Source organism: Paenibacillus sp. VT-400, from assembly GCF_001029205.1.
Taxonomy (GTDB): domain Bacteria; phylum Bacillota; class Bacilli; order Paenibacillales; family Paenibacillaceae; genus Paenibacillus; species Paenibacillus amylolyticus.
In genome coordinates, this window is sequence record NZ_LELF01000067.1 from 4,042,802 (window position 1) to 4,061,427 (window position 18,626).

At 45.6% G+C, this 18,626-nt stretch carries 15 protein-coding genes; 7 read left to right on the plus strand and 8 right to left on the minus strand.

Going from position 1 to position 18,626, the window contains the following annotated elements:
• Window positions 1-212: 212 nt before the first annotated feature.
• Window positions 213-1,616, minus strand: a complete 1,404-nt coding sequence (locus EL84_RS28355) for a PTS transporter subunit EIIC (RefSeq protein ID WP_047843878.1) — start codon at window positions 1,614-1,616, stop codon at window positions 213-215.
• A 297-nt stretch (window positions 1,617-1,913) separates the two neighbouring features.
• The gene (hcp, locus tag EL84_RS28360; protein WP_047843879.1) at window positions 1,914-3,206 is read right to left on the minus strand and encodes a hydroxylamine reductase; all 1,293 of its coding nucleotides are present in this window, start codon (window positions 3,204-3,206) and stop codon (window positions 1,914-1,916) included.
• A gap of 309 nt (window positions 3,207-3,515) precedes the next feature.
• Between hcp and EL84_RS28365 the strand changes: the two genes are divergently transcribed.
• Window positions 3,516-6,167, plus strand: coding sequence for a cation-translocating P-type ATPase (locus EL84_RS28365; RefSeq protein ID WP_047843880.1), 2,652 nt, complete (start codon window positions 3,516-3,518; stop codon window positions 6,165-6,167).
• A 63-nt stretch (window positions 6,168-6,230) separates the two neighbouring features.
• Here EL84_RS28365 and EL84_RS28370 read toward each other — a convergent pair whose 3' ends face one another.
• Complete coding sequence (locus EL84_RS28370; RefSeq protein WP_200904549.1) at window positions 6,231-6,614, minus strand: VOC family protein; 384 nt, start codon at window positions 6,612-6,614, stop codon at window positions 6,231-6,233.
• A gap of 296 nt (window positions 6,615-6,910) precedes the next feature.
• Here EL84_RS28370 and EL84_RS28375 point away from each other — a divergent pair, with 296 nt between their 5' ends.
• Entirely contained in the window at window positions 6,911-8,251 is a 1,341-nt protein-coding gene (locus EL84_RS28375; RefSeq protein WP_053061635.1) for an MFS transporter, read from the plus strand.
• 152 nt (window positions 8,252-8,403) lie between these two features.
• Here the strand turns inward: EL84_RS28375 and EL84_RS28380 are convergent, their stop codons facing one another.
• Window positions 8,404-9,060 carry a DUF2625 domain-containing protein gene (locus EL84_RS28380; protein ID WP_036668639.1) on the minus strand — a complete coding sequence of 219 codons (657 nt, stop codon included), beginning with the start codon at window positions 9,058-9,060 and terminating at the stop codon, window positions 8,404-8,406.
• A gap of 102 nt (window positions 9,061-9,162) precedes the next feature.
• Here EL84_RS28380 and EL84_RS28385 point away from each other — a divergent pair, with 102 nt between their 5' ends.
• Window positions 9,163-10,650 carry a DUF1565 domain-containing protein gene (locus EL84_RS28385; RefSeq protein ID WP_053061636.1) on the plus strand — a complete coding sequence of 496 codons (1,488 nt, stop codon included), beginning with the start codon at window positions 9,163-9,165 and terminating at the stop codon, window positions 10,648-10,650.
• Window positions 10,651-10,780: 130 nt separating this feature from the next.
• Here the strand turns inward: EL84_RS28385 and EL84_RS28390 are convergent, their stop codons facing one another.
• Together EL84_RS28390 and EL84_RS28395 are read right to left on the minus strand one after the other, a co-directional pair.
• On the minus strand, window positions 10,781-11,764 hold the full coding sequence (locus EL84_RS28390) for a sensor domain-containing diguanylate cyclase (RefSeq protein ID WP_036668641.1): 984 nt from the start codon (window positions 11,762-11,764) through the stop codon (window positions 10,781-10,783).
• 25 nt (window positions 11,765-11,789) lie between these two features.
• Entirely contained in the window at window positions 11,790-12,596 is an 807-nt protein-coding gene (locus tag EL84_RS28395) for an alpha/beta fold hydrolase (protein WP_036617433.1), read from the minus strand.
• Window positions 12,597-12,815: 219 nt separating this feature from the next.
• On the opposite strand from EL84_RS28395, the gene EL84_RS28400 reads away from it, so the two are divergent.
• Window positions 12,816-14,030, plus strand: coding sequence for an MFS transporter (locus tag EL84_RS28400; protein ID WP_047843881.1), 1,215 nt, complete (start codon window positions 12,816-12,818; stop codon window positions 14,028-14,030).
• Window positions 14,023-14,586 (plus strand): TetR/AcrR family transcriptional regulator, encoded by a 564-nt coding sequence (locus tag EL84_RS28405; RefSeq protein WP_047843882.1) that lies wholly within the window; start codon window positions 14,023-14,025, stop codon window positions 14,584-14,586. Before EL84_RS28400 ends, EL84_RS28405 begins: the two co-directional genes overlap by 8 nt.
• Window positions 14,587-14,671: 85 nt before the next feature.
• Here EL84_RS28405 and EL84_RS28410 read toward each other — a convergent pair whose 3' ends face one another.
• A complete protein-coding gene (locus tag EL84_RS28410) occupies window positions 14,672-16,306 on the minus strand; it encodes a DUF1593 domain-containing protein (protein ID WP_047843883.1) in 1,635 nt (544 codons plus the stop codon).
• Between the two features lie 332 nt (window positions 16,307-16,638).
• Between EL84_RS28410 and EL84_RS28415 the strand changes: the two genes are divergently transcribed.
• Both EL84_RS28415 and EL84_RS28420 read left to right on the plus strand, forming a co-directional pair.
• A complete protein-coding gene (locus tag EL84_RS28415) occupies window positions 16,639-17,289 on the plus strand; it encodes a hypothetical protein (RefSeq protein WP_047843884.1) in 651 nt (216 codons plus the stop codon).
• 34 nt (window positions 17,290-17,323) lie between these two features.
• Window positions 17,324-17,881, plus strand: a complete 558-nt coding sequence (locus tag EL84_RS28420) for a DUF1697 domain-containing protein (RefSeq protein ID WP_047843885.1) — start codon at window positions 17,324-17,326, stop codon at window positions 17,879-17,881.
• Between the two features lie 133 nt (window positions 17,882-18,014).
• Here the strand turns inward: EL84_RS28420 and EL84_RS28425 are convergent, their stop codons facing one another.
• Window positions 18,015-18,458, minus strand: coding sequence for an Hsp20/alpha crystallin family protein (locus EL84_RS28425; protein ID WP_047843886.1), 444 nt, complete (start codon window positions 18,456-18,458; stop codon window positions 18,015-18,017).
• Between the last annotated feature and the right edge of the window lie 168 nt (window positions 18,459-18,626).

The window sequence follows — 18,626 nt, forward strand, 5'->3', positions numbered from 1 at the left end:
GGATTAATAATCCAGATTTATAGTTTTCACTATATCAAAATACATGACAACTCCATAACCAACAAGCTATGGCTTGAATAAAATGGTGGACAGCGATTGTACATTCCATACTTACATTAATCAGAAAAACACAACAAAAAAGCCCGCACCATAAGGTACAAGCTCTTTCTTACAACTTTAATACTACTTTTTCAATTAGTACGTTTTACGTATTACTCAATGCTGGGTTTCGGTGACCCCTGTCCCCGTTTCTGTCCTTTTCCTGCCATCCAATACGTTAGTCCACCTGAGACACCAAACGCAATAACCACACCAATGCAAGTGTGTAACAGATTCAAGCCACCCTCTTCGATGAAGAGCGGGAGGCTGACCAAGCTCGGATTCCCCACCATAGCAAATGCCTTGACAGATAACAATCCGAAATATAGTCCACCCGCAGCTCCACCCAGCATTGCCGCGTAGAAAGAGGATCTTTTTCTCAAGTTGACCGCATACAATGCAGGCTCTACCACTCCAAGGAGGGCTGTTCCAGTAGCCCAGAAAGCCAGGCTTCTGGATGTTGGCTCTTTTGAGCGCAAAGCGTTTGCAAGCGCGGCCCCCGCTTGTCCAACAATCGCCACTAACATGGCAGCAATCACCATAGAACCACCATTCATAACCATTTCATTAATAATGATGGCAATCAGCCAGTAGTGTAATCCTATAATTAACATCAGTGAGAAGACAGCTCCCAGTAACATCACCGACAACACTGGAGCATTAGCTACTAGTGAATTCAATGCCTCCGGCAGATATTCATCAATCCAGGTGCCAACTGGACCAAGTATCATCAATACTAGCGGAACAAGAATCAGTAACGTCAGGAATGGAGCAAACATCCCTTTGGAGAATTTTGGACTCCATCGTTCAACGACTCTTTCCAAGAAGGCGGCTGCACAGATCGTTAAAATGACCCAGATGGGCGTAGAGTAAAAAGCAGGCTGGGACACAAGTGGCATACCCAGGAAATGCACCTCTTGTTCCCCTGACATCAGCATGGTCATCTCCGGATAAAACATGAGTCCGCCAATAGATGCTGCAACATAGATATTGCTCTTCAACCGATACGCTGTGCTGATTGCTACCAATATAGGCAGTACATAAAATACACCGTCTCCAATGATCCTGAAGATCGTAAAGGTCTGGCTGTCCATCAACGCAGAAGAGTCCGCAGAACTGTACGTATCCATTAACGCAATAATGGCGACTATAATTTTAATAACAGCGGCTCCGAGAATCGCAGGCATCAAGGGCCTGAATACATCGGATACAAAATGTAAGATCGAGAACCTGTTCTTCTTCGCGTGTCCCGCTTCCTGCAATGCTGTTCCTTCCTCTTCCCCCACGCCCTGAAGCGCATTGTAGATCAGAGAAGATTCATCTCTAATTACCAGATGACACTGCTCACTTGTTACCCGAATATCTACCACATACTCTGTGGAGGCAAGTACCGACATATTCAATCGGGTACTGTCCTTCAGCGCCAACGTCGTTGTACCCTTATCGTGTTCTACGAGCTTAATGTTCTCCTTGCCACCTGCGAGTTTCAACCAATCTTCAATCTGTGTGTCATGCATTATGTACGATCTCCTCATATTACGGTAAACCCGTGTTTTGTGATGTGTTATGATCTAATATGCCTCTATCTATATACACATTTCCATGAAAAAACTTCAATAGGATAAAAAAACTAATTTCCCTGACATTTCATGTTCATTTATACAAGGTATATGGACCTATGAAAGTCGAAAAAGCAAAAAAGCCTACTTTTATGTAGGCTCTTATCCATCTGTACTTATGAGTCATACTCTTCATACTCACAACCGACATTCGCAGTCATCAGATGATGTTGCACGTAAATATACATCCTCATCCTATGACAGTGCCAACATTGCGTTCATATCTTCTTCTGCCGTTGTAATTAACTTTAGACCAAACATATCTACGAGTACATCCAAGACACCTTCCGATATAAACTCAGGCGGTTTTGGTCCAATACGAATGTCCTGAATGCCAAGGCTGAACAGGCCAAGCAGGATCGCAACTGCTTTTTGCTCAAACCAGGACAGCACAATACTGACAGGTAACTCGTTTACAGTACAGCCAAAAGCATCCGCCAAAGCCATTGCAATTTTCACCGTAGAACCGGAATTGTTGCATTGACCCAGATCGATATAACGCGGTATACCCGTGTCTCCAACCGTACCATAATCCACATCGTTGAAGCGGAACTTACCACAGGATGTCGTCAGGATTACAGTATCATTCGGCAATGATGTCGCGAGTTCACGATAGTAGTTGCCGCCTTTGCCTGGTGCATCACAGCCTGCAATAACGAAGAACCGACGGATATGACCGTCTTTCACCGCTTGAATAATCTCTGGCGCAAGCCCAATCACGGTCTCATGATGGTACCCTGTCGTTAAGACTTGCTCGGACTGTATATCGGCCGCAGGCAGGGACAATGCACGTTCAATCAGAGGTGAGAAGTCATCATCCATAATCTTGGCAACACCCTCCAGACCCGCCACTTCGTATGAGAAAAAGCGGTCTGCATATGTGCCTTTGATCGGCATAACACAGTTCGTCGTTGCGAGAATCGCACCCGGGAATTGTTCGAACAGTCTGCGCTGATCGTACCAGGCTTTACCGATATTACCCTTGAGATGGGCATATTTCTTCAGCGCCGGATAACCGTGTGCAGGCAACATTTCCGAGTGCGTATAGATGTTAATTCCTTTTCCTTCGGTTTGACGCAGCAACTCCTCCAATGCATACAGATTATGCCCTGTCACCACGATGCACTGTCCTTCGATCTGGTTCTGGCTAACCGTAATCGGTTGCGGTACACCAAAGCGGTCCGTGTGCGCACGATCCAACACATCCATAATGCGGATTGCTGCATTACCTACCTTCATCGCCATCTCCAGATGTTCCTGTACATTAAAATTCGAGTTCGTTAATGTCATATATAATGCCTCATGTGTAATCCGATCCACCTCAGGATCAGAATATCCCAACTGGAGTGCATGTGTGGCATAAGCAGCGATGCCTTTTAACGCAAAAATCATCGTATCCTGCAAACTTGCGATTGTTTCGTTTTTGCCGCATACTCCTACCACGGTACACCCGCCACTCGGCGTCTGTTCGCATTGATAACAAAACATATGGTTTCCCCTCCAAACTTAGATTAAACGCAGTTCGTTATGTAATAGCGTAACAGACCTTGATATGAGCTAGTGTGATGGTGCACACAGTTTCTGATCCAACATCTATATATGGTTCTCCAGACTATCATCCAAACTGGAAATAATAACATTCAAAAAAAGGCATATCTCGGATCATTATGAAAAATACTGTGTACAGCTAAAAACGTATAAATCCATAATCTTAAAAAAATACGAAAATGAAACGATTCTAGATTTTGCCCGTAAGGGTAATACACAGAGAAATCTAATATTCAAGGAGCTGGTCAATTGCAACATTACAGACACAGTGCGGAGGAAACCCTTCAGGATGTACAGAGTTCCTCCAAGGGACTTACGACCTCCGAAGCTGCCAAGAGAATTGAAACGGAAGGATATAACGAGTTAAAAGGTAAAGATGCAACACCAGTCTGGACATTGTTCCTCGAAAATTTCAAAGATCCGATGGTCATCGTGCTGCTGATTGCAGCCGCGGTACAGGTTGTACTTGGACATCTGATTGAATCATTGATCATATTCCTGGTTATTTTGCTCAATGCGGTGATCAGTGTAGTGCAGACCAAAAAAGCCGAGAGTTCGCTTGACGCGCTGAAACAAATGTCTGCACCCGAAGCCAAAGTCATTCGTGACGGGCAGAAAAAAACCATTCCAGCGAGGGAACTCGTTCCCGGTGATATTGTTATGCTGGATGCAGGTGATTATGTCCCGGCAGACGGACGTATCCTGGAATCAGGAAGTCTGAAAATCAACGAAGGCATGTTGACCGGAGAATCCGAAGCTGCGGAGAAACACGCCGATACCATCCCGGATGAAGCGCCTATTGGAGATCGTCGCAATATGGCCTTCAGTGGCTCACTGGTCGTATATGGACGGGGCATGCTTGTCATTACAGGTACGGCTCTCAAAACCGAAATCGGCAAAATTGCCGAATTGATTGAAAATGCCGAAGCCAAGAACACCCCATTACAGCGCAAGTTGGAATCATTCAGCAAAAAACTGGGCTTTTTCATCCTGGGCTTGTCGATTCTCATCTTTGGCATTGAAGCGGGTCGTGTATGGTTGACCGAAGGTACGGAGAATATCGGACCATCCATCGTGAATGCACTGATGTTTGCTGTAGCTGTAGCAGTTGCTGCCATTCCTGAGGCGTTATCCTCCATTGTGACTATCGTATTGTCACTAGGAACAAATAAGATGGCCAAACAACATGCGATCATTCGCAGACTGCCTGCCGTTGAGGCGCTCGGCTCTGCCAGTATCATCTGTACGGATAAAACAGGAACGCTAACTCAGAATAAGATGACTGTCGTGGATTATTACATTCCCCATGGCACCAAGGACGAATTCCCGGATGATCCCGATCAGTGGTCGGAAGAGGAACGACGTCTGTTACATATTGCAGTGCTCTGCAATGATTCGAATATTAACCAGGAAGGCAAGGAACTGGGTGACCCAACCGAAGTGGCTCTCATTGCCTTCAGCAACCGGGTGAACAAGGATTACAATGAAATCCGTGACCAGTTCCCGCGTGAAGCTGAGCTTCCTTTTGACTCGGATCGAAAGCTCATGAGTACGGTGCATACCTTCGAGGGACAGACGGCTTTGCTGACCAAGGGTGGACCTGATGTGCTGTTCAGCCGCTGTAGTCATGTATTTATCAACGGTGAGGTTCAGCCCCTCACACCCGAGATTCGCACACAATTTGAAGAAAAAAATGAGGCCTTCTCCAAACGTGCCTTCCGTGTGCTGGCCTACGCGTACAAAAAATTCGATGATAAAAACCAGGTCACCATTGATGACGAGCATGATCTGACACTGGTTGGTTTGACAGCGATGATTGACCCACCGCGTGAAGCGGTATACGGTTCTATTGAAGAGTCCAAAAAAGCGGGCATTCGCACCATCATGATCACTGGAGATCACAAAACAACGGCTCAGGCCATCGGTGTGGATATCGGCCTTGCCGAACCGGATGACCTCGCCATTACCGGAGCCGAACTGGACAAAATGTCTGATGAGGAGCTGGATCAACAACTCGAACATATCTCGGTTTACGCAAGGGTATCTCCTGAAAACAAAATCCGGATTGTTCGTGCTTGGCAGCGTAAAGGCAAAGTGGCAGCCATGACCGGAGATGGAGTTAATGACGCACCTGCGCTGAAACAGGCCGACATCGGCGTAGCGATGGGTAGCGGAACAGATGTCGCCAAGGATGCGGCTGCCATGATTCTGACGGATGATAACTTTGTCTCCATCGTGAATGCGGTCAGTGTTGGACGGATGGTATTTGATAATATCAAAAAAGCCATCGCATACCTGTTCGCTGGTAACCTCGGTGCCATTATCGCCATTTTGTTTGCCTTGATCGTCGGCTGGGTTAATCCGTTTACTGCCCTTCAGCTGCTGTTCATCAATCTGGTGAACGACTCCCTGCCTGCCATTGCTTTGGGTACAGAGAAACCCGAGCCAGATGTCATGCGGCGTAAACCGCGCGATATCAACGAAGGCATCTTCGCAGGCGGAACCCTGCAAGCTGTGATTACACGTGGTGTCCTGATTGGTGCGGCTGTTATTGTGTCCCAATATATCGGACTTGGCATCTCGGAGGAAATCAGTGTGGCTATGGCGTTCACAACCTTGATTCTGGCACGCAGTCTGCAAACTTTTGCAGCACGTTCCAACACACAGACCATCTTCCAAGTAGGCTTTATGACCAATAAATTCGTGCTTGGCTCCATTCTGGTATGTCTGTGTCTCTATGCAATCACACTGATTCCAGGTGTTCGCGGTGTATTCGCAATCCCGGATACATTCGGCTGGAATGAGTTCCTGATTGCAGGCGGACTTGCTCTTGCTGCCGTCATTCTGATGGATGTCATCAAGTGGATTCGTAATCGCGGCAAACAAGTTACTGCGGCGTAATATCTGCAGTTATAACATGCACAAACAGGCGCCCGTTATCGGAGCGCCTGTTTCTGTATCTAATTATCCCTGTTTGATGCCAAAAGCGATCCAGCGTCCATCGATATCCTCGATCACAAACTCCTTGTTATTATAGTCTGTATGATTGAGGGCACGTACGATTTTCACATCTGCGTTGATTAATTCCTGTTGAAGCTCTTCCTGGTTTTGGGTAATAAAATATGCGTCATATCCATAGCCATATAATTCTCTGTTGGGTATAACTTTCTGTCCATTGCTTTGGGTTAAAATAATCTCGGTAAGATCACGATACAGGCAGATGTGAGGTTCCGCGGCATCGAGATATTCGACGACCCGAAAGCCCATCTTTTCTTCATAAAACTGCGCGGTTCGCTTCATATCCAGCGTCGGAAATACGCTATGGGACATTAATAATGCATGAGTCATGGGTATAATCTCCTTCATTTTCAATTCAACATGCTAATTCCTTACATATCTAGTTACCTAACCGCTGATCCATCTGCTTATGTATGTTCAATGATCATTTTAGTTAAATTCAGGAAATCCGTCTATTGTTTATTATTAAAATCTTACTATGCTCATCACATCCGAATCCGAATGAATTAGTATGACATTATTGCCATATGATAAATTTGGGTGTAAAATGATATATTGCTTTTCATCACATATCTATTAAAAGTTCTATCCGAATTCATATTCATACCCAAGACAGGAATGGTACCGTGAAAGATAAAATTGTCATGCCACTCTGGACGTGCTGCTTGTTCATCGTTGTGATGAATACCACCATGTTCAATGTTTCTTTGCCAGTCATTATTCATGATCTGCAGATTACCTCGGACCTGGGGTCTTGGGTCATCTCAAGTTATTCGATTGGTTACGCCCTGTCGACGGTGATCTACAGCCGATTGTCAGACCGTATCCCGGTACGCAAACTGTTAACGGTCGGGCTTCTGATCCTGGGGTTATCTTCATTGCTGGGGTTGTTCGCGCATAACTTCGCTATCTTGTTACTGACACGCATTCTGCAATCTGCGGGTGCAGGAGTTATGGCAGGTCTGGGTCTCGTCATTGCAAGTCGTTACATCCCGGTGGAACGACGCGGAGCTGCCATCGCGCTGATCTCATCAGGTAGCGCCATGGCTTTTGGACTTGGCCCCATTGTCGGCGGACTCATTAGCGAATACTGGGGCTGGAACGGACTTTTTGCCATAACGGTGCTTGTCTTGCTCGCCCTGCCTGTATTGCTCTATTTCCTTCCACGGGAAACAGTCAAAACAGATCAGCCGTTCGATGTTATTGGTGCCATACTAACCGTCATTAATGCCACTACACTTCTCGTCGCGATCACCCAGCAATCCTGGTTATGGTTTGCCGTGGGCGTTATTTCACTTGTTGCACACCTCCTGTATATTCGAAAAGCGAGTCTTCCGTTTGTGAATCCACAAGTATTCCGAACGCCAGGATACACCCGGTTAATCCTTATCGGATTCTGCGTGCTGGTGGTGAATCTGGGAAATCTGTTTTTGATGCCGCTTGTGCTCGCTGATTTATATGGACGCTCTTCGCTCGCCATTGGTTTGCTGATTGCTCCTGGGGCAATTGTTGCAGCATTCTGCACCCGTTTCGTTGGACGCTGGATCGACCGTTATGGCAATATGCGATTTATGATCATTGGACACATCCTGCTCGCAGCGGTACTTGCCTTATTCATGCTCGGACTGGATCAATCCGCCTTGATCATTACCAGTGGTTATCTCTTTTTCTCACCGGCACTGTCAGCCTCCATGGCTTCCCTGAATAATGAAGCGTCACGAGTGCTGCCCAAAGCGCAGATAGGTTCCGGTATGGGCATGTTACAACTGATTCAATTCTTCGGTGGTTCGGTGTCTGTAGCCGTGTGTGGGCTGCTGCTACACAGCATTCCGGGAGTCTCGGTCGAGCAAGCTTATCATGTAGTGTATGCTTGTCTGTTGCTCGTCTGCGTTGTTTCACTCGGGTTAACCGTCTGGCATAGCAGAGCTTCACGCTCAGGCATTAAACCTGTTACATTGGACAATTGATAATTGAGTTTAAAGTTCAGAACAAAAAGGCCCGCACCAAGCGCGAGCCTTTTTTAGTTTGGAACAGAATGCCGTTTTTTTTAAAGTAGATCACTCAATGAACTTGAACTTACCGGTTAATTTCCTGATTTTGTCCTACAGCAGCATGCCAACTATTTCCCGTCCAGTGCAAACTTCCAGGCCTCCATTATGCTAATTGGGGCTTTACTACTGCTCTCGCCGTCACCTTCCTGCGTCCAAAGTGGTGGGTAATACGCAAATACTTGTCCTGTCTGGAGCTGAGACATATCCTCTTGCCAGCCTTTCCAGCGAAAGGTCCGATAGAACTGCTCCAGATCACCATTCGCCAGCCAGTTGATGAAACCTGAATATGCCAGTTCTGTCGATTCCCATTCAAGTGTATCCGGTGCAAAATAATATATGTGTCCCGTGCGGCCATACTTGCCTGTATCCAGTCCGAAGAAACCGCCTGCCGCATCATATGCAACGACCATCATACCTTCCAGCACATCTACCCAAGGTTGCTCACTCACACCATTCCAACTGGTGAGACTCCCCGATGTACTGTCACCACCCGCACCAAGCAGCGTGATCCAGCCATGGTCCAGTACAATACCTTCTGTCTCATAAGCAACAGCCCCCAAATAGGATTTGGTGCTTATTTGCAGACGATAGAGGGTATCCTCTCCAGCCTCTTGTTTTGCTGGAACATACACATATGTATTTTGCCCACTATCCAGGAGTTCCTTGAGTTCTTCCCATGCGTGATTCTCCCGATCTACTAATTCAGCTATCGTTAATGTATTCATGAGCAGTCTCCTCGCTGATTTTATAAGAGCATATCATGGGTTATTAACCCGTTCAAATCTGCTATAATCTATCTTCAAAGCTAAATTCAAGGGGGAAACGATTTGATTCGCGTAGTTATACTTATGATTCCGATTCTGATGGTGCTTGTATCCGGTTGTCAGAATCATACATCTGCCATGAAGGAACCCGTTTCTGTTCAAAAGTCTGATCCCCAGGTCATCCATTACATATCACCCCAAGGAAACGACTCGAATAAAGGAACGATTCAATCTCCGTGGAAAACGTTGCAGCACGCAGCAGATCATGCTTCGCCGGGAAGTACGATCTATTTGCGTGAAGGGGTCTACCATCAGAAAGTCAAAATCACCAAAAGCGGTAATTCTTCCGCTAATCCAACCCTATTTTCAAGTTATCCTCAGGAGCAGGTTATCATTGATGGTAAAGGTTTATCTGTCCGGGGCATTGAAGGGTTGATTGAAATTGAAAATGCCAGTTATATCACGATTCAGAATCTCGAAATTCGTAATTTTACAACCAAACTTGGGGGCCAAGTTCCATCCGGGATCTATGTCCACGGAGCAGGTGAGCATATTCAGCTGTTAGGCAACACCATACACGCGATTGCTAGTTACGCAACTCCTGAAGGTCCCGATTTGCGGGGCAGGGATGCCCATGGTATTGCCATATATGGCACAGAGCACCCTCAAGCTTTACGCCATATCATCATCAAGGATAATGAATTGTATGATCTTACACTCGGTTCAAGCGAGTCACTCGCAGTTAACGGTAATGTTGATACCTTTGCCATACAGGACAATATCATCCATGATTCCGATAATATTGGTATTGATCTGATCGGGTACGAGGGTACGTCCGAGGACGATACATACGATCAGGCTCGGAACGGCATTGTACGAGGCAACGAAGTATACGATATTACGTCCAATAACAACCCCTCCTACGGTAAAGACCTGCCCAATGATACCAACTCGGCGGGCGGCATCTATGTAGATGGCGGGAAAGATCATATCATCGACCAGAACCGGGTATATCGGAGCGACATCGGAATTGAGATTGCCTCTGAGCATGCCGGACGTTCAACCAGCAACATTACCGTGCGTGATAACCTGATTTATTCCAACAGATTGACGGGTATTGCCATGGGAGGTTATGACGAGGAACGAGGAGCTACCGAGGACAGCAAGATTATGTACAATACACTTGTGGGGAATGATACCCTGAATGCAGGCAATGGACAGTTATTCATGCAGTCACGGACAAAGAACAATACGTTCATGCGTAACATTCTCGTATCGGGCAGCTCGGAAGTACTGATATACAACGAATATACTAGCAATACCGGCAATATGTTTGACCATAATGTCTATTACTCACCAGGTGAGCAGGAAGATGCCCTGTGGGTTTGGAAAAATAAAGCCTACTCCGGCATCGCTGCCTACATCAAGGGATCTGGCAATGACGCACACTCCATATATGTGAACCCGGCATTTATGGATGAACCGAGCGAAGATTTTCGTCCTCAGGCGAACTCTCCGGCTAAGGCGTATGGTTACCTTGCTCCGCGATAGATTAACCCTGAGTCTGCCATCTCAACTTAGTCAATCTGTGTCACGCAAATAAAAGGAACCTGTGCATGTGGGATCATCTCCCTCATCATACACAGGCTCCTTTTTGCTTTCTTTTGATGCAATCCAATCCTTAACTTCTCACCATCTGAGCTGCATGTGTCACCCGGTTTCGTCCTCCGGTTTTGGAGGCATACAGGGCGTTGTCCGCTCTTTGGAACAAGGACTTTTCCGTATCTTCCTCTACTACAGTGGCAGCACCGATACTCACAGTAATGTTATATTCACCCCAGTCGGCTGAAGCAACCTGTGAACGATATCGTTCTGCAATACCGATCGCCTGCTCCTCTTCACAATCTGGAAGAATGACAACAAATTCCTCTCCACCGTAACGTGCAACCACATCCGTACTTCGCGATACCGTTTGCAGCAGCCCTGCCAGATTGCCAAGCACCAGATCTCCGATCGGATGTCCGTACGTATCATTAATGCTTTTGAAATGATCAATGTCCACAACCAGAAGGGAGAAATAACGTTGTTTCTCCTGGAACATCATCAAACTTTCAAGCATTTTTTCCTGGAAAAACCTGCGGTTCTTCAATCCTGTCAACAAATCGGTGGAGGCCAGTGTCTCCAACTGATCATTCACTTTGATTAACGCCTGCTCTTTAATTTTATATTCCTCATGCAGTCGTTCAAGCTCCTTGTTCGCTTCTTGCGTCGCTTGATACAACTCTTGTAGCTTCGTTTTGGTATGCAAAATATCCTTCTCATGTTCGATTCGCTTACGCATGACTACAACGACACAATCTACCACGCTTTCTCCGTTACGGGTCTGACGAACACCGTTAAGCAGAACGGGAACAGCCTGCTGATCACGGGTACGGAACGTGAAGTACATCTCGTCCACATGTCCATATAACTGGATGTAGGGATAGAAATACGTATGGAAAAACACCTTGTTGCTTACCGACATGGTGGATTCAATATGTTGCCCTATGAGCTCATCGCGTTCATATCCAAGCATCGTAAGCATAGTTTGATTAATCGACTGTACGACGCCCGAATCAGAGATAGAGAAGTATCCACAGGGAGCCAGATCTAATTGTATATCCATGGAATAACTGCCTTTCTTCCGCGTTTTATGCGCTCGTTAAATAATCCTTAATCATTCGGATGGTTTCTTCCGGTTGACTTAGATGCGGATAATGTCCCTTGGCCGTCATCTGTTGCAATCGGCTATTCTTCAGATGAGCGTGTAAATAATCCCCTACTTCTACCGGGGCAATGCTGTCATCCGAGCACTGAAGAATCAATGTTGGCACAGTTGCCTGCTCCAGATCAATACGACAGTCCGATAAAAACGTCACTTCGGCAAATTGTCTCGCAATATGCGGATCTCTGGAGCAGAAGCTTTTCTCCAACTCTTCCGTCAGCTCTTTCCGTTCCGGATTGTTCATCACAATGGGTGCCAGATAACTCGCCCACCCAATAAAATTCATCTGCATCATCTCAAGTAATTCATCGATATCATTCCGATCGAAACCTCCATAATAATTCGGCAGATCATTCACGTAACGTGGGGAGGGCCCTAACATTATAATTTTTTTGAAATATTTGGGGTTCTGAATTGACGCCAGCATACCAATCATACTACTGACGGAATGCCCGACAAATATGGTGTCCTTTAGTTCGAGCGCTTCCATAACTTCCAGCACATCCTGGGCGTATCCTTGAAGGTTGCTATATTTGATAGCATCATAATAGTTAATTTGAGATTCGCCAGATCCAACATAATCAAACAGCACCACACGGTAGTTCTCCATAAAACCTGGAATAATGTAACGCCACATATCCTGATCGCATCCAAAACCATGAGCAAATACAATCGTTTGGCTACCCGAGCCAAGTACCTTAACATTATTTCTTACAAGTATATCAACCGTCATTACATATCACCTCTCCGAGGTAGTATTCGCTTGAATCATTTTATCTGATTATTATACCGGAAAATGTTGGGATATGAATTAAAAATTATTAATAATTTCTCTCATCCACCAAAAAATCATGAACCCGTGCTCTGAATATGAGCTTTACAATCTGACCATCGTCAGGTAAAATCAGTTCAACATGTCGCGCGACAGAGATCAACATTACGGAGGAAAACCATGAGTACTTCAACACATAGTTCTACACCTCAGCAACTCTGGGGAAGATCATTCCTATTTATCATGTTAGCCAACGCATTATTGTTTATGGCATTTGAAATGTTGCTTCCCACCTTGCCTTTGTTTGTCTCAAGTCTTGGTGGCGAAGCCTCCCAAATTGGGCTTGTTACCGGCGTATTTATGTTTTCTGCCATCTTGATTCGACCCTTCACTTCTGTTTTGGCAGCTCGAATAGATAAAAAATATCTATTGATTATCGGCATCACCATCTGTGCATTAATGACAGGCGCATACTACCTATCGTCAGGTATTTGGATGATTCTTGTATTTCGAGTGATCCACGGATTCGGATTTGGTTTGGCAACGACATATTTTGCAACGATTGCCACTGAAAACATACCAAGAGATCGCCGGGGAGAAGGTATGGGGTATTTCGGCGTAGGGGAGACGGTCGCCATATCCATCGGTCCATTGATTGGAACAAGCCTGTTGTTTAGGTACGACTACCAGAGCCTGTTTATGGGAGGCATGTGCATTTTGCTGTTAGCTCTCCTGATGACTGTGTTTGTATCCAGAAAGCCGAAAACAGGAGGTAGTAGCGAGTCTATACAAACTCATGTCCCTTCGGTGAAACTGATTGAAAAGAAGGTACTCTTCCCTTCCCTTCTCATTATGCTCGTTGGCATTGCAGCGGGTTCAATCATGTCCTTTGTGGCTTTATTTGCCGCCGAAAGAGGGTTCGAGAATATAGCCTGGTTTTTCTTCATCGTTGCCATCGCCAGCTTCGCCGTTCGACTGTTTTCGGGGAAAATGTTTGATCGATGGGGACCAGGTTCCGTGTTGTTACCTTCTGCCGTGTTTGCAATCGCGGGGCTACTGGTTCTGATTATCGCCCAGAGTGATGTGCAATTCCTGATCGCCGGTGCGTTATACGGCTTTGGTTTTGGTGCCATATTCCCGGCGATTCAGACCTGGTGTGTGAATCTTGTAGAAGAACATGAGCACGAAAGTGCGATGGCTTCCTTCTTTAACTTCTTTGATCTCGGAATTGGCGGTGGTTCGTTGATCCTGGGCGTTGTGGCTTCTGCATTTTCCTATACGGTGGTGTATGCTATCTCTATAGGCATTTTTGTGGTATATATCTTGTTATATTTGGTATACTCCCAAAAACAGCAGAGGTATACAGCTCGCCAACTGGAGGTAGACATTGAGTAAAAAACGAATCAAAGAAATTGCCATTCAACATTTTAATCGTCTGGGTTACGAGGGGACCAAGATGGCGCAGATTGCCGAAGAGGCAGGCATTCGCAAACAATCTCTGGCTTATCATTATTCATCCAAAAAAGCGTTATTGCTGGAGTTATATGAGGAAGTTGTGCAGGAGGAACAACAGTTTGTACGCCAATTTTTCAGCGAGTCTGTTACCCAAACTCTGGATCAGCAGCTATATGCCTTTTTGCATGAACACAAAAATCGCTTTCTAACTCATCCAAACGTCGCTTTTATGTATATCCTGTCCTTTATCACACCGCTGGAGGTGCATGATTTTGTGCTGGCCCAGTATCGAACGTACCTCGGGACATTGAAAGAAGAGCTGGCAGCCGTATTTACCAGACATTCCGATATACGCCTGAGTCCGGAAGAAGCCACTGTAGCTTTTGTCACCGTGATGGATGGATTGGATGTACAGCTCGTGTATGAGACACGGCAATCCTATGAACAAGCTTTGGCGATCACCTGGAATGTCTTCTGGTCAGGCATCCAGCGTTAACGGATCAATTACGATCAGACTACACAAATAAGAGGGGCGTCCCTCCAGCCATGTTGATGACTTTTGGGACCGCCCCTCTATTTCTTTATTTCACGGTTAGGATCACACGTTGATAATGCTTCAACTGATGCTCTCCATCATCCTGTACTTCGGCAACGATATGAAGAGTATCACCCGATTTGGCATCGTCAGGAACGGTAAATGTCACCGCTTCGGTGTCACTGCCCTGCAATTTTATCGTATCCACCTGCTCATCCTTGGCAAGCTCACGATGTAATCCAAGCTGCAGATCACCCGCCATTTCAGGCTGAACTTTGTTTGGTGTTACTTTGGAATCTTCATACGTGTCCGCTTCGAAATATCTCCACCACGTATACGTCAGTTGATCTCCATCCGGGTCTGTGCCTTCCGCGTGAAGAGTAACTTCCTCCCCAGGACTAACACTCAGATCCAGCCCTTCCTTAATCGTTAATGACGGATTATGGTTGGCACCTTCGTAAGTGTCTGCAACTGCCCAGTCTGCACGTGCTGCAAAATCATCCTGCACATCGTCAAACCATCTCATCAGAGAGTATTCGGCTTCATAGCGTTTGGTGTAGGGATCGTAATCAAGCACATTGTTTCTAAACAGCTTGTCGTTCACAACCCCAAAGCGTCCACCCCAACCGCCGTAGGAAGGGTCTTCCATACTGCGCAGCCCATTATCAATCAGATAAAAGAAGGAAGGAGAGTCACCCTCGGATATAAAATCGTACTTGTCATATTGTGGATTGTTCTTCAGATACTCAGCACTTCCCCGTTGTTCTTCGGCTAGTTCGCCTTCGATCATTTTACCATCACCCATCGATGCATACATATCCATCAGCTTGCCATGTCCGTTCAGAATATTCTTGACCATCCAGTCGCCATGAAGCTTACTGTTCACTTCTTCGGCATGCATCTTCCATGCATAGGCAAAATGCCAGAAGTTCGATTGATCATTGAGAATTCGGATATCCGGCCAATTCTTCGCAATGTATTCGTTGTAACTGTCATCCTGATCGAGGATGATGTACAGGACCAGTTTGTCACTGACTTTTTTGCGAATCGTATCCCACTCAGCCGTGTCTTTGTACTGTTCCTCAATCGATTTTAGCGCTCTGGCTGTGGTATTGGTGCCCCCCCATGTCTGAACAATCAGGTCTCGGGAATCATCGTCGAGGAAAAGAGTTTCAAGGAATTCGGAACCTTCCGTTTCCTTCTCCATCTCCCCTTTATCGGAAATATTACCGATCTTGGTCATCGCTCGAAGCTGTTCCGGCTCCGGGTACCCATCCGCATGTTTAGACAAGTTCGGGTAGATCTCGCCATAGGCATCAATCATGTCGTATACCCACTGTGTGCCTGTCCAGCGGAATGGTTGGATCCCTGCTTCCTCATCTCCAGCATAATGATATACCGAACTGGTTAGTACAATTCCGGCAAGGTCCATCTCATTCGAATACAAGAGGAAACGAATCACGGAGTTCATATCATCCACTTCACCGTCGGTTGTAATCACTGTTCTGCCTTTGGCAGCTTGGTTGTTTGCAGATTCCTGTGTTTCATTCTCTGTCTGTTCTGTCGGCTGATTCGGTGTGTCACTTGCGGTTTGTGGCGCTTTGGATGCACACCCACTAATCACCAGGATGATACTGAGACAACCTGCGGCAAAACCGTTTAACCATTTTCTCTTGTTCATAATGCTCCCCTTTCTTCTGTACAGCGTGATGTTAGTTGGGTTGAAATAAGTACGTCTTCTGTTTTTCTATCCTTAATATGGACCGTAGAATGCAAAAAAACCCGAACAACATTATGAATGGAACAAAGTCCACGCATAGTGATGTTCAGGTTTTGCCTGCCCGAAGCAGTAACAATCCTTATTTGAGTGAAAGTATATCATGTCCACTCATGAATGTAAACGTATTCAAATGTTTTTTTGAATTTATCTTTGATATAGTATAATGCTTATAGCCAAGAATCAAACGAATCGGCCAGTTATTATATCAATGTTATTAGGAGGACTCAGACATCATGCAACAACTGGATGCGGCCTTGAGCCGTTTTGTGGAACAGCAGGATTTATATAATGAAGCTTATGGACTTTTCAAAAATCATGATCTGCGTCCCCGCGAACAACATCACCAGCCGGAAGTGGATACACGAATACCTCTTTCTCCAGAACTTCAGTATCTGTACAGTCATTATGAAATGATGGATGCGGATGCGGAAGGTACACTCAAAATGAAAAATGCCGCCGTCGAAATCGGTGATGCCGCACTGATTTCCTTTGTTGCACCTGAACATCTGCTTCGTCAGCAACTGGGGTTCCGCTGGATTGGCATGAATGAACCTTATGAGGAGTCCTCCACTTGGCCAAAAAATCACGTCGTCATCGCAAACTTTAACGATGATCCGTTAATCGTAGATACTGAATCGCCGAACTCTCCTGTATATGCGGCTTTTACAGGGGGAGAACCTAATCGCGTCGCTGACTCGCTGTCAGACTTTTTCAGTGCACTAGCCATCCTGATTGAAGCGGCGCGCACCTATGCCGGAGAAGTAAAAGATGAAGAAACTTATGAAACCAAGCCCGAGTATCTGGAGCATGCGGAACCTTTATTGCAAGATCTGTTGGGAGATGAGTATACTGCTCATCTTTTCGAATATCTGTCCTTTTGTTAAAACGGTGAATTAAAGGAATTGGAGGGGCGCCCATATGATCTATGTGGCTTTGTTACGAGGCATTAATGTAGGCGGGAACAATAAAATCAATATGAAACAGCTGAAAGAAACGTTTGAACAAGCAGGCATGCTGGATGTCGTTACCTACATCAATTCTGGCAATATTATTTTTGCCGATCATCAGGAACGTGCCGATGCAAATAGGGAGATATCCCATGTGTTAGAACAGGCCATCGCCGCCGATTTTGGCTTACAGATCAGGGTAATGGTGCGGAATATGGATGAAATCCATAGCGTTATTCAGGCGCTGCCAGAAGAATGGGTTAATGATGACACAGCCAAAAGTGATGTGATGTTCCTATGGGATGAGATCAATGATCCCTCCGTGCTGGACCAACTGCCCATCAAACCGGAAATCGGCACACTAATCTATGTTCCCGGAGCGATTTTATACTCAGTCAGCAGAGAAGATGCATCCAAAAGTGGCATGAACAAGCTTGTGGGATCCAAAGTATATGCCTATATGACGGTTAGAAATGTGAATACCACACGTAAGATTTATGCCCTGATGCAAACAGCAGCAGAGAAATAACTCGGAACCAGCAAAATGAATAGTCAGTTGTGTATCGTCCAATTCATATGAAAAAAAGCATGCAGAAAACATCCTTATGGATGTCTCCTGCATGCTTTATGCCATGTAAGGAAACTATTTTTTCCACTGTGTATTAGTCAATCTGAATGCGTCTGCGAGATTGATCATCACCAGGACGTTTTGGAATCTCGAGCTTCAGCACACCTTCTTCCAATCTGGCCTTAATGTGCTCCTCATCAATATGATCAACATAGAATCGCCGGATAAACTCGCCGGAACGGCGTTCCTGCCGTATGATTCGATTGGAGTCATCCTTCTGCTCCACTATATCATTGCGTTTGGCACGAATAATCAATTCATTACCTTGAACCTGAATGTCTATGTCCTCTTTGGCGATGCCCGGAAGCTCGGCTTCTACCGAATATTTGTCTTCTTCCTCACGAATGTCGGTCCGGAATGGCTGGGAGCCAGTTCCAAAAGGGGAGAGGAATGAGTTCTCAACCATGTCATTGAAGGATTTCAACATGTGTCCGAACGGGTCTTCATTTCGTTTACGAAACGGAATCAGATCAAACATGAAAATCAGCTCCTTTTGTGTGGTTGGTTTATTGGTGTTGCTTACATTGATTATTATAATACCGGTGCAAGTAAGGCTCAAAGTCCGTAAAAGACGAATAAAACCGATTTTCTTTCATCATGGTTCACTATTTTAAAATAGATCCTTTTTTCTTTTATTTTGACCTTA